This window comes from Pseudofrankia asymbiotica, from assembly GCF_001983105.1.
Lineage (GTDB): Bacteria > Actinomycetota > Actinomycetes > Frankiales > Frankiaceae > Pseudofrankia > Pseudofrankia asymbiotica.
The window spans coordinates 62,258-74,884 of sequence record NZ_MOMC01000027.1 but is presented as its reverse complement, the minus strand read 5'-3'; the positions used below and the strand labels follow the sequence as shown (position 1 = coordinate 74,884).

The window sequence follows — 12,627 nt, the reverse complement described above, 5'->3', positions numbered from 1 at the left end:
ACACTCCCAGGTCAGGCGCCCCGCCCGGGGGCGGGACAACTGGGAGCGAACGATGGACCAGCGCAGCGCCCAAACGTGGCGCCGCGCCGCGACGGCCGCGTGCGCGGCCGCGCTGGCGCTGGGCGTGGCGGGCGGCTGCTCGCAGCCCGACCCGTCCGCCGACTTCGACATCCCGTCGACCCCGGCGCCGACACCCGCGCCGCTGGCGGCCGCGATCCCGGCCGCGACTACTTCCGCCGACGCCGGCACCGACGCCGGCTCGACGCCGTCGGCCGTGGCCGAAACAGAGACCGATACGACCAACAAGCCGTTCGCCACCGACGGCGCCGCCACGGACGGCACGACCGCCGACGGCACGACCGCCGACGGCGGGGCCTGGCCCGCCGGGACGGCCGACGCGGCGCGGTGTACCGGCGCGGGCCTGACGGTGCGGCTCGGCACGCCGACCCAGGTCACCACGCTCGCGCCGGGGCTGACCCAGCTCGCGTTCATGATCACATTCACCAACGGCACGCCGCGGACCTGCGCGATGTACGGGTTCCCGGGCACGACGCTCGTCACCGCCGCGGGCGACACCTACGACCTGCCGCGCCGCACGACCGTCATGCCCGCCTCGCTGCGCCTCCCGCCGGGCGGCGGCGCGGCGGCGGTCCTCACCTACCTCGCCGCACCGACGCGGGAGGCGACACCGGCGCCGGCCACGCCACCCGCGGGCGACGACCCGCCCGCCGAGGCGATGCCGGTCTTCGACGCGCGCTACCTGCTGGTCACGCCGCCCGACGACCGCGACCCGGTGCGCGTCGACTGGCCGGGCGGCCCCGTCGCCGACCAACGCCGCGCGGCCTACCCCGGCAGCTACATCGGCCCCGTCACCCGCTGAGCCGGTGGTCTCGAGATTCCGCCACGGCCCGCGACCGGTCCGCCGCCGGCCACCGGCCCACCGCCAGCGACCGACCCGCCCTTCGCGGCGACGCCAGGCGGGCGCGTCCGCCTGGGGCCCGGCGCGCTCGGCCGGCCGGGCGGCACCGGACGTCCGAACGCGGGCAACGTCAGCGAGAGACCCGGTGCCCGACCGTCGCGGGATGCCGCCGCCGGGCGCCGCCCGCCGCCACCCGCCGAGCCCGTCGGCACCAGCGCCGGCGACGCGTCCGCGCCACTCTCGGCGGGCAGCGCAGGCGTCACCGGCGCGTCACGGCGCGCGCGAGGCCCGCTGAGAGCGGCGGCGCCGACCAGGCCGAGCGAGCGACGTCGGCGGCGGTGCTCGTAGAGCCAGGCGGCGGACGTCGCGAGCGTCGCCGACGCCAGCACCACCGACCAGCCGACCGGTCCCACCGGGCGGCAGCCGAACAGCCGGGACAGCAACGGCGTCTGGACCAGCGCCGCCAGCACCAACATGCTCCCGAGCGCGGTGGTGATCACCAGGGGGTCACGGCCGGCCAGCATCAGCGTCTGGCCGAGCTGGGTCGTGACCAGCGCGAGCAGGCCCATCGTCGACGCGCGCCGCGGCGTGCCGGTGTACCGGCCGATCAGCCAGGCCGCCGTCGCGCCGGCGGTCGTCGTCGCGCCTCTGACCAGCAGCACGCGGCGCAGCGGCCCGCTGAGCCAGCGGTCCGCGACCGCGTCCGCCTCCGCCGCCGGGGCCCGCCCGAGGTCGGTGCCGTTCGACACGGCCGCGACCGGGGTTCCCGCCGGATCGGCGACAGGGCCACTGTCGGTTCGACCGAGCCCGCGGAGCCGATCGGGGAGGTCAGCGATCTGAGAGGTCCACGGCCAGGCACCCCGGCCGGGGCGCCGCGGGCCCGAGACCGCGTCGGTGCGGTCCGGTCCGCGCGCGCCGCCGGTGTCCCCGCCGCCCGGCCCGTCGCCGCCCGGCCCGCCTTCGCCGTGGTCGCCTCGTCCGCGGCCCTCCTGGGAGCGCACGGCGAGCGCCATCGCCGGTGCCATGTCGGTGAGCAGGTTGACCAGCAGCAGCTGGCGCGGGCGCAGCGGCGCCTCCCCGGCGATCGCCGTCCCGAGCAGCGTGAAGGCGATCTCCCCGGCGTTGCCGCCGACGAGCACCGACACCGCGTCGGTCACCGAACGCCACATCCGGCGGCCCGCCAGCACGGCGTCGGCGAGACGGGTGACCTCGGCGTCCGTCAGCAGCAGGTCGGCGGCGCCCGTGGCGGCGGCGGTGCCCCGGCCGCGCACGGCGACGCCGACGTCGGCGGCCCGGATGGCGGCGGCGTCGTTCGTCCCGTCGCCCGTCATCACCACCACCTTCCCCAGCCGCTGCAGGGTCGTGACCAGCCGCACCTTCTGCTCCGGCGAGATGCGGGCGAACACCGCGGCGGCGCCGACCTGGGAGGCGTAGCCGTCGTCGGTGAGCCGGTCGAGCTGCGCGCCCGTCACCACCCGTTCCGCGCCGGGGACGCCGACCTCCTGGGCGATCGCCGAGGCGGTCTCGGGGTGGTCTCCGGTGACGACGACGACCCGCAGGCCCGCGTCCAGCAGGCGGCGCACCCCCGGCGCGGCCGACGGGCGCGGGCTGTCCGCGATGCCGATGAACCCCAGCAGGCGAAGCGAGCCCAGGTCGACGGCGGAGGCCGGCTGGCTCCCCGGGATCGACTCGGCCACCGCGAGCACCCGCAGGCCCTGGCGGGCGAGCCGGCCGGCGGTGGCCCGGGCAGACGCGAGCCTGGCCGCGTCCAGGTCGACGAGGCCGAGCACCACCTCGGGCGCGCCCTTGAGCGTGAGCACCGGCCCGTCGGCGGTGCGCAGGAGAGTGGACGCGTAGCCCCGGGCCGTCTCGAACGGGCTCTCGTCCACCCGCTCGCCTGTCAGCACCCTGGCCAGCTCGGGCCGACCGACGACCGCGTCGAGCACGGCCCGGTCGGTCGCGTGCGACACCCGGCCCTCCGGCGGCGGGCAGGCCGCGGCCGCCACCGCCAGCATCCGGGCGGCCGTCCCGTTCGTCGGGGCCGTCGCGGCTGTCCCCGCCGCCGGGGCCGTCGCGTCGTCCGTTCCCGGGGCGGGCACGGGAACCGTCCGCCACCGGCCGGCCGCGTCGGGCACGGCCGCGGCGCGCAGCAGCAGCCTGCCCTCGGTCAGCGTGCCGGTCTTGTCGAAGCAGACGACGTCGGCGCGGCCGAGCGCCTCCACCACCCGCGAGGAACGCACCAGTACGCCGAGCTTCGCGAGCCGGCGGGCCGCGGCGACCTGCGCGACCGTCGCGACCAGCGGCAGGCCCTCGGGCACCGCGGCGACGGCGACGGCCACGCCGGAGCTGAGCGCCGACCTGGCCGGCGCGCCCCGCAGCGAGCCGAGCGCCGCGACCGCGAGCCCGGACAGCCCCGTCGCCGGCAGGGCGAGCCTGGTCAGCTCGCCGAGCCTGGCCTGCACGCCGACGGGGCTGGCCGCGTGGGCCGAGGCCACGACGCCGGCCCGGCCCGCGAGGGTGGCCTCCCCCGTCGCGACGACGACGGCCCGGCCGGTGCCGGCGAGCACGGTCGTCCCCTCGTAGACCATGCAGTCGCGGTCGCCGATCTCGGCGGCCGGGGTGGGCTCGACGCCCTTGGTCACCGGCAGGGACTCGCCGGTCAGCGCCGCCTCGTCCACCTCCAGCGCGTCGGCGCGCAGCAGCCGCGCGTCCGCCGGCACGACGTCCTGGGCGCCCAGCTCGATGACGTCGCCGGGTACCAGGGTGTCGGCCCGGCGGGTCTCCGTCTCGTCGTCGCCGGTCACGACGCGCGCCATCGGCACGTTCCGGTCGATCAGCCTGGCGAGCACTCCCTCGGCGTGCGCCCGTTGCGCGCCGCTCATCGCCGCGTTCGCCACGGACACCGCCGAGACGAGCAGCGCGTCGGTGGTGGATCCGAGGACGGCGCTCGCCGCCGCCCCGACGAGCAGCACGGGCACGAGCGGGTCGGTCAGGTCCGCGACGACCGCGGTGACGTAGCGGCGCGCGCCCGTGCCGGCGAGCGCCATCCGGCCGCCGACGCCCCGCGCGGCGGCTCCGGTGAACTGGCCGTTCGCGTCCAACGCCCGCGCGCCGTTCGCCGCCAGCGCCCGTGCGCGGTCAGCGCCGAGCCGAGCGCCGAGCGCGCCCAGTCGGCGCCGGGCCGCGGACGACCCGTCGGTCCCCGGCCGTTCGCCGGTCGGCGGCGACCCGTCGGCTGGTGACGTGGCCACCGTCGCGCGGGCCGGTCCGCCGCCCGCGCCGACCCCGCCGCGCAGCCGGCGCAGCGCGGTGTCAGCCGTCAGCGCGTGCCAGTCGGTGTGCAGGATGGGCGGCGGCGGCGTGGCCCGGTCCGCGCGCAGGGCCGCGATGAGGCCGACGGCCATGGCCGTCGCCGCCGCGGCGGTCACCGGCCCGCTGACGAGGGCGAGGCGGCGGTTCGCCGGCCGGGTGCCCCGGCCGTCGACGACGGTGGTGAGCGCGGCGAGCGCCGAGCCGGACACGGACAGCGTGGCGGCCCGTCGGCTCGTCGCCGCGGCGTACGGCGGCAGCCGCAGCACCCGCCAGACGTCGGTGAGCTCCGGGCCGCACAGCAGGTCCGCGGACCAGGGCGGTCGCCTGCCGGCGCGGGCCAGCCCGACGCCGACGTCGGCGACCCGCAGCGCCTCGTCGCCCTCGGCGTCGGCGACGACGCACACCCCGGCGCCCGCGGCCTGCAGCCGGCGGACCTCGGCGGCGAGACCGCCCGCCGACCGGGACGGCCGCGGCGCGGGCGCCGGGCCGGGCGGACCGGTGGGCAGCGTCACGTCCGCGAAGCCCGCGAGGTCGGCGACGCTGGCGTGCTCGGTCAGCACGACCCGGCCGCAGCCGCGCGCGGCCCGCAGCACCGCCTCGGCGTGGCCGTCCAGCATCACCCCGGCGAGCGCCTCGGTGCTGTTCTGTCCATGCCACAGCAGCAGCGGCAGCCCGCCGGGGTCGGCGGCGCGGCGGCGGCCGGCGTAGTGCGCGGCGACGAGCCGGTCGCCGCCGGCGCGGGCGACCAGGTCACCCGGCCGGAACGTGTCGTGAGGGTCGAGGCCACCGAGCATGGCCTCCACCCGGTTCCAGGTCGCGGCATCGGTGGCGGACAGCACCCGGGCGCTGTCGCCCAGCAGCACCGACGCGCACACCACCACGGTGTCGACCCGGTCGAGGCGGCGCAGGCATCCGGCGTCCAGCGGCACGACGCCGCGGCCGGCGAGCCGGCGACCCGCTGTCGCGGCGAACATGTCCCGCCCCGCCCTGGCCGCGCGTGGCAGCGCCGCGAGCATCAGCTCCCCGGCGAGCCGCGGCGAGCGGCCGGCGAGGAGCCCGGCGCCGCCGAGCGCGAGCCCGGCGACGGCGAGCCGCGCGCTGGCCAGCTCGACCGGCCCGTCCGGCAGCGGTACCGGCCGGTCACGCCTGGCGGCGCCGGCGCGGTCACCGCCCTCGGCCCGGGAGACGGCGGCGCGGGCGGCGGCCGGCGCGTCGGTGCCGGCGCGGTCGTGGTCGGGCCCGGCCCGGCGCGCGGTGTCCGCGGTCAGCCGAGGAGCCCGCTGGTCGAACACCCGCGCGCCGGCGCGCAGCTCGGCGACGCGCGCGGCCCGGTGGACCATGGCGACCGCGAGCACGTCCGGCTGCTGGGTGAGCGCGCCGACCCACGCGTTGGCGAGCCCGATCGCGAGGTCGCAGGCCGTCGGGCCGATCCGTTCGGCGAGGGCGGCGCGCGCCCGGGGCTGACCGTCCACCAGCGCGACGACCGCGCCCGCGGCACGGGGCACAGCCGGCAGCCGGACGAGCCGTCCGGCCATCGCGACGCCGAACGCGACGGTGTCGGCGGCGAGCGCGACGGCCTCCGCGAGCACCGGGTCGGTCTCCGCGGGATGGCGTTCGGGGGCCCGGGCCGGTCCCTGGCCGCCGCCGGACTCGGCGTGCAGCGCGCGTTCGATCTCGGCCACGGCGTCGATCAGGTCCGAGACCTCGAGCTCGTCGCCGTCGAACCCGACGAGCACCTGGCCGAGGCCCTCGTCGACCTCGGCCCAGTCGACGCCGGCGAGCCGGCGCAGCGCGTCCTGGACGGCCGTGTGCGCCTGGGCGCCGCCGGTGCGGGCGGCGCCGATCAGCTCGATGTGCGCGGTGCCGTCCTGGTGCCACACCCGCCGGGGCCGGCGGTCCGGATGCGCCAGCTCATGCCGCAGCGCGCGGGCCACCTGGCCGGGGCTCGGCAACGCGTGCGCCACCCGGCCGGGACTGGGCAGAGCGGCCGCGACCCGGCGAGGGCTGGGCAGCGCCGCCGCCACCTGACCGGGACTCGGCAACGCGCGTGCCACCTGACCGGGACTCGGCAGCGCACGTGCCACCCGGCCTGGGTTGGGCAGCGCGCGCACCGCGATCGCGGGAGCGGTCAGCGCCCGCGCGAGGCCGGCGCGCCCCGGCAGCGCGAGCCCGGGCGGGCGCAGGGCGACCACCCGTCAGCTGTTCGCGGACGTGCGGCGGCGCGAGTGGCCGTTGTGCGCGTGGGCGCCGGCCATGGCCGCGGGGCCGGCGGCGTTGCTGGCGTGCCCGTTCTGGCTGTGCTCGTCGTGGCCGGGCCCGTCGCCGCGGTGCAGAAGCTCCCAGGGCGCGGTGCCGGCGGCCGGTGCCTCCGGCCTGGTGTGCTGGGCCACCCAGGTACCCGCCGCGACCGCGGCCGCTACCGGCCATTCGACGACCTCGAACGCGGCCAGTGCGCCGAGCCCCAGGTAGTAGGCCGTCTTGCGCGGTGAGGGCAGGTCGAAGCGGCCGATCCGCCAGCCCTCGGCGCCGGCCCGGTCCGCCTCCCCCCGCATCGCGGCGGGCTCGGTCATGGGAACGCGGCGGCGGTGCGGCCGCTCCACGTTGACCCGCACGAACGGCAGCCGGAACGAGGCGGCGACCGCCTCCTGCTCGAGCGAGACCGCGTCCATGACGCCGCGGCGGTACCAGTCCTCGGCCACCGGCGCCTGCTTCCCCATGCCCATGCCGTTCGCCTCCGAGGCGGTCTGACGGCCACGCCGGGCGGTCGCCCGGCCGGTCGACGACGCGGGCCGCTTCGCCGCGCCGGCCGTGCTGGTGCCGGCGGCGCGCGAACGCGGCGTCCGCCGAGTCGTCGTGCCCTTGGCCGCGGTGGTGCCGGCGGCGGCCGCGCGCGACGAGGTCCCTCGGGCCGCCGGGCGGGCCGCGGCCGGCCGCGCCGCCGCTGAACGCGTGGCGGTCGAACGCGTGGCGGTCGAACGCGACGTCGTCGAACGTGTTCCCGCCGCACGCGCGGCGGTCGAACGGGTGGCGGTCGAGCGCGCGGGCGTCGAACGAGTCGCGGGCGAGGGCGACGCGGCCGACGTGGCGGTCCGCGTGGGCCCAGCCGGGCTGCTCCCGTCAGGGCTGGCGGTCGTCGTTCGCGCCTTCGACGGCATCGTTGTTCCCCTTTCCGCCCAGGCAGCGGCGACAGTCGACTACGCTTAGTAACTGCGTTGAAGCCAAGTGTCTACCACGCGTGACGGTCGACCGCGCGGCGGCCGGCCGTCCCTGGCGGTCCTCCCGGCGGCGTCCGTCCCGCCCGGGGGCTGGAGGCTGCCTGAGCGGCCTCCATGGGCGCGAGGCTTCGCCATTTTCGCGCCCCCTTTGGCCTACAGCGAGCGCTCGAGGCCGTCGACCAGCAGCCCGAGAGCCCGGTCGAGGATGGGGATCAGATCGGCGCCGGCGCGGACGAGCCACTCCTCATAGCCGGCGACCGCGACGCCGAGGAAGGCCCAGGCCATGGCCTGCGGCTCGAGCGCGCCGACATCGCGCCCGGTCCGCTCGGCGATGAACTCGGCGACGACCGCCCGCCACCGGGCGTAGCGCAGCGTCGAGTGGGCCTGCAGGGCGGGGGTCCGCAGGATCAGCGCCATCCGCCGCCGGTGCCAGTCCGCCTCGGCGGCCGGGTAGGTGTTGAAGTCCAGGATCGCCCGGCGCAGGGCCAGGAGCACGGGCACGTCGGGCGGCATGGCCGTGAAGCCCGTGCGCATCGTCTCCAGGTGGGCGTCGAACTCTCCCCAGGCGACGTCGTTCTTCGACGCGTAGTACCGGAAGAACGTGCGCCGCCCGATGCCCGCCGCGGCCGCGATGTCGTCGACCGTGGTCGCGTCGAACCCACGCTCCTCGAAGATCAGCAAAGCGTGCCGTTCCAGCTCGGCCGCGCTCGTCACCGGCCGGCGCCCGGCCCGTCCCGCGCTCACCCTGGACCCATCCCCCCGGCTGGTGTCATCTCCAGGAACCACGTCATCATCCCCGCGGGCCGTGCCGTCCCCGCCGGCCTCGCCACCCCCGCGTGCGGCGGCCGTCGTCGCGMTGTGTGGCCGCTCGCGCGGAGCCGGGCTCGCGGAACGCATCGACCGATCCCTTCCCTTTGGCATCGGGTGCCAATATGCTTCCTGTCACCCGTCAAGTTGTGACATCGGGTGTCACAATCGGGCGGGCCGCGGTCACCTTCCGTCCGGGAGGCGACTAGCCCATTGCGATGTGGACGGACATCACGGTATGGCCACAGCATGAACCCGATCGACGGTGACACCGACGGGAAGCCCGAGCCACCACTTTCGGTGGTGCCTCCGGCGCGGGCGGTGGCATGCTCCGCGAGCCTGACGCTCACGGAGCCGTTCACGCTGCGCGAGCACACCGCGCCGTCGCGTGTCCTGTTCGGCCCGCACGAGACGAACCTGGCCCGCCGTCGGGACATCTCCGACCGCCACGTCGCCTACTACGCCCGCCGCGCGGCCGGCGGCGCCGGCGTCCTCGTCACCGAGACGGCGTCCGTCACCGCCGACGACTGGCCCTACGAGCGCGCCCCGCTGGCCGCCGACTGCGGTCCCGGCTGGGCGGCCCTCGCCGCGGCGGTCCGCCCGCACGGCACCCTGGTCCTCGCCGGCCTGGGACACGCCGGTGGCCAGGGCTCGAGCGCGTACTCGCAGTCGGTGCTGTGGGCGCCGTCACCGGTCGCGGACGCGGCCAGCAGGGAGCTCCCCGCCGAGCTGGAGCAGGGCGGGATCGACGCGGTCGTCGCCGGTTTCGCCGCCGCCGCCGAGCTCGCCGCGACCGCGGGCCTGGCCGGGGTCGAGATCGACGCCGGGCCGCTCGCGCTGCTGCGCCAGTTCCACTCCGGGCTGACGAACCACCGCGGCGACGGCTACGGCTCCGACCGGCTGCGCCTCACCCGCGAGGTGCTCACCGCGGTGCGCGCGGCGCTCGGCCCGGACGGGATCCTCTCGCTGCGGCTGTGCTGCGACGAGCTGGCGCCGTGGGCGGGGGTGACCCCCGAGCAGGCCGCCGAGCAGGTGGACGCGCTGGCGGGCCTGGGGCTGCTCGACCTGCTGGTCGTGACGCGCGGCGGCCCGTACTCGACGACCTCCTACCGGCCGACGTCGCACACCGCGCCGACGTTCAACCGCGAGCTGTGCGCGGCGATGCGGACGGCGGCGGCGGGGCGGGTGCCGGTCGTGCTGCAGGGCAGCGTCGTCGACGTCGACGACGCCGAGGCCGCGCTCGCCGACGGCGTCGCGGACCTGGTCGAGATGACCCGCGCGCAGATCGCCGACCCGGAGCTGGTCGCCAAGGCACGCGCCGGGCACGCGGAGCGCGTGCGGCCCTGCCTGCTGTGCAACCAGGCCTGCCGGGTCCGCGACAACCGCAACCCGATCGTGAGCTGCGTCGGCGAGCCGCGCAGCGGCCACGAGACCGAGGACGCCCCGCCCGAGGGCACGGACCACCGGCCACGCGAGGTTCTCGTCGTCGGCGGCGGGCCGGCCGGCCTGGAGGCCGCGAGGGTGCTCGCGTCGCGCGGCCATGGCGTGACGCTCGCCGAGGCCGGGGAGCGGCTCGGCGGCGCGCTGCGCACCGCCGCCGTCGGCCCCGGCCGGGAACGGCTCGCGCTGCTGACCGACTGGCTCGCCGCCGAGTGCGCCCGCCTCGGGGTGCGGTTCCTGTTCGGGCGGACGGTCACCGCCGTCGACCTGGACGCGGCCGAGGCGGCCGGCGAGGCGGTCATCCTCGCCACCGGCTCGGTCCCGGCTGATCGGGTCTACCCGTCGCCGCCCGGCGCGGCCACGGTCCCGGTCGTCTCGGCGCTGGCGCTGCTCGACGGCGGCGTCGGCGTCCTGCCCGACGGGCCGGTCGTCGTGCACGACCCGGTCGGGGGCCCGGTGGCCGTCGGGATCGCGGAGTGGCTGGCCGGCGCCGGCCGCGAGGTCGCGCTGGTCGCCCCCGACCAGGTCGCCGGCACGCTGCTGTCGCTCACCGGCGACCTCGCGCCGGCCAACACCCGCCTCGCCCAGGCGGGCGTCCGCCGTGAGCTGCGCTCGCTGGTCCGCGAGGCCGCGGCCGGCCGGGTCGTGCTGGAGGACGTCTGGACCGGCGCCCGCCGCGACATCCCGTGCGCCGTCCTCGTCGACTGCGGCCACCGCCTTCCGATGGAGGCGCTCTACCTGCAACGGCCCGGCACACCGCGCGCCGGCGACTGCGTCGCGCCGCGCACCGCGCTGGAGGCCGTCCTCGAGGGCCGCCGCCGCGCCCTGGAGGTCGCCGCCTCGACCGGCAGGCCGCGGCGCGCGCCGGTCGGTGCCGGAAGCGCACGGGAAGGAGCGGCGCGATGAGCGCGACGGGGCGGTACCAGTACCTGTTCAACCCGCTGCGGATCGGGCCACTGACGGTGCGCAACCGGGTGGTGTTCTCGGCGCACCTGACGAACTACGCCGCCGACGGGATGCCCACCGAGCAGCACGCCGCCTACTACGCCGCCCGCGCGGCCGGCGGCGCCGGGCTGATCATCACCGAGGAGCACTCGACCCACCCGACCGACTGGCCCTACGAGAAGCTGATCCACGGCTTCAACCCGGCCGTCATCCCCGGCTACCGGCGGATCACCGAGGCGGTGCACGCGCACGGCACGCCGATCCTGGCGCAGATCAACCACAACGGCGGCCAGGCGTCGAGCATGTTCTCCCGCCAGCCGGTGTGGGCGCCGAGCCCGGTGCCGGACCCACTGTTCCGCGAGGTGCCCAAGGCGCTGGAGCCGCACGAGATCCGCGAGGTCGTCGCCGGCTACGGCCTGGTCGCCGAGCACTGCGTGGCCGGCGGGTTCGACGGCATCGAGCTGCAGTGCTCGCACTCGTCGATCGTGCGCGGCTTCCTCTCCCCCGCCACCAACAAGCGGACCGACGCCTACGGCGGGTCGCTCGCGAACCGGGCCCGGCTGCTGCTGGAGATCGTCGACGCGGTCCGCGCCGCGATCGGCCCGGCCAGGGCGCTCGGGGTGCGGATCTGCGGCGACGAGCTGATCGAGGGCGGGACGACGATCGAGGACGCCGTCGCCATCGCCCAGATGGTCGAGGCGCAGGGCAAGGTCGACTACATCAACACCTCGATCGGCGTCGCGACCGCCACGCTCTACATGATCGAGGCGAGCATGCAGGTGCCGCCCGGCTACGCGATGTTCATCCCGAGCGCGATCCGCGCCGCCGTCTCGCTGCCGGTCGTCGGCGTCGGCCGGTTCAAGGACCCGCTGCAGGCCGACCGGGCGCTCGCCGCCGGCCAGGCCGACCTCATCGGCGTCGTGCGCGGCCAGATCGCCGACGCGGACTTCGTCGCCAAGGCCCGCGCCGGGCACGCCACCGAGATCCGCACCTGCCTGTCGTGCAACCAGGAGTGCGTCGGGCGGATGGGCCTGAACCGCTGGCTCGGCTGCATCGAGAACCCGCGCACCGGCCGGGAGGCGGTGCCGCTGCCGGCGCCGCGGCGGCGCGGCCAGCGGGTGTTCGTCGTAGGCGGCGGCCCGGGTGGCCTGCAGGCCGCCGTCACCGCCGCGGAGCGCGGCCACCACGTCACCCTGTTCGAGCGGTCCGACCGGCTGGGCGGCCAGGTGCTGCTCGCGGCGAGCGTGCCCAGCCGCGCCGAGTTCCTCGACATCACCCGCAACCTGGTCGCCCACGCGCAGCGCGCCGGCGTCGACGTGAAGCTGTCGACCGAGGTGGACGCGGACCTGCTGCTCGCCGAGCGGCCGGACGCGGTGATCCTCGCGACCGGCGCGACGCCGAACGCCCCGTGGTGGGCCGGCGGGCACCCCCGGGTCGTCGACGTCCGCGACGTGCTGGAGGGCCGCGCGGTCCCCGCCGGGAAGGTAATCGTCGTCGACGAGCTGGGCTTCCACCAGGCGACGTCGGTCGCGGAGCTCCTCGCCGACCGGGGCTGCCAGGTCGAGGTCATCACCAACGGCATGGTCGTCGGCCAGGACCTGGGCGTCACCCTCGACATGGAGCAGTGGAACGTGAAGGCGGCGGCGCGCGGCGTCACCCAGGCCACGGACCTCGTCCCCATGGGTGCCGCTCCCGCGGACGACGGCGACGGGGTGGTGCTGAGCCTTCAGCACCACCCGACCGGAACCGACCAGACGCGGGCCGTCGACTGGGTCGTCTGCGCCGTGCACCAGCGGGCCGACGACACGCTCTACCGGGCGCTGCTCGCGGCCCGGACCGGACTGCCTGCCGGCCCTCATAGCCCCGAGGGCCGGCAGGCGGGCGACCTGCCCTTCACGGTGACCCGCGTCGGCGACTGCCTGTCCCCCCGCCGCGCGCACGCCGCCGTCGTCGAGGGCCAGCGCGCCGCGGTGGCGATCGCATGACCAC

General features: G+C 77.6%; 7 protein-coding genes. 4 read left to right on the top strand and 3 right to left on the bottom strand.

Annotation, left to right across the window (positions count from 1 at the left end):
- The first annotated feature begins 52 nt into the window (after nt 1–52).
- Nucleotides 53–880 carry a DUF4232 domain-containing protein gene (locus BL253_RS14520; protein WP_076817238.1) on the top strand — a complete coding sequence of 276 codons (828 nt, stop codon included), beginning with the start codon at nt 53–55 and terminating at the stop codon, nt 878–880.
- On the opposite strand, the gene BL253_RS14515 is transcribed toward BL253_RS14520, so the two are convergent.
- Both BL253_RS14515 and BL253_RS14510 read right to left on the bottom strand, forming a co-directional pair.
- Complete coding sequence (locus BL253_RS14515; RefSeq protein WP_076817236.1) at nt 856–6,423, bottom strand: HAD-IC family P-type ATPase; 5,568 nt, start codon at nt 6,421–6,423, stop codon at nt 856–858. The genes BL253_RS14520 and BL253_RS14515 overlap by 25 nt on opposite strands.
- A gap of 3 nt (nt 6,424–6,426) precedes the next feature.
- A complete protein-coding gene (locus BL253_RS14510) occupies nt 6,427–6,954 on the bottom strand; it encodes a hypothetical protein (RefSeq protein ID WP_076817234.1) in 528 nt (175 codons plus the stop codon).
- Nucleotides 6,955–7,039: 85 nt separating this feature from the next.
- Between BL253_RS14510 and BL253_RS14505 the strand changes: the two genes are divergently transcribed.
- A complete protein-coding gene (locus BL253_RS14505; RefSeq protein WP_076817232.1) occupies nt 7,040–7,435 on the top strand; it encodes a hypothetical protein in 396 nt (131 codons plus the stop codon).
- Between the two features lie 164 nt (nt 7,436–7,599).
- Here BL253_RS14505 and mftR read toward each other — a convergent pair whose 3' ends face one another.
- On the bottom strand, nt 7,600–8,190 hold the full coding sequence (mftR, locus tag BL253_RS14500; protein ID WP_076817230.1) for a mycofactocin system transcriptional regulator: 591 nt from the start codon (nt 8,188–8,190) through the stop codon (nt 7,600–7,602).
- A 312-nt stretch (nt 8,191–8,502) separates the two neighbouring features.
- Between mftR and BL253_RS14495 the strand changes: the two genes are divergently transcribed.
- Complete coding sequence (locus BL253_RS14495; protein ID WP_076817228.1) at nt 8,503–10,599, top strand: mycofactocin system FadH/OYE family oxidoreductase 1; 2,097 nt, start codon at nt 8,503–8,505, stop codon at nt 10,597–10,599.
- A complete protein-coding gene (locus BL253_RS14490; RefSeq protein WP_076817226.1) occupies nt 10,596–12,623 on the top strand; it encodes a mycofactocin system FadH/OYE family oxidoreductase 2 in 2,028 nt (675 codons plus the stop codon). Before BL253_RS14495 ends, BL253_RS14490 begins: the two co-directional genes overlap by 4 nt.
- Nucleotides 12,624–12,627 lie beyond the last annotated feature (4 nt).

Coding starts and splice junctions, on each gene's coding strand:
- BL253_RS14520 (WP_076817238.1), top strand. CDS start 53: ATGGACCAGCGCAGCGCCCAAACGTGGCGCCGCGCCGCGACGGCCGCG.
- BL253_RS14510 (WP_076817234.1), bottom strand. CDS start 6,954: ATGGGCATGGGGAAGCAGGCGCCGGTGGCCGAGGACTGGTACCGCCGC.
- BL253_RS14495 (WP_076817228.1), top strand. CDS start 8,503: ATGAACCCGATCGACGGTGACACCGACGGGAAGCCCGAGCCACCACTT.
- BL253_RS14490 (WP_076817226.1), top strand. CDS start 10,596: ATGAGCGCGACGGGGCGGTACCAGTACCTGTTCAACCCGCTGCGGATC.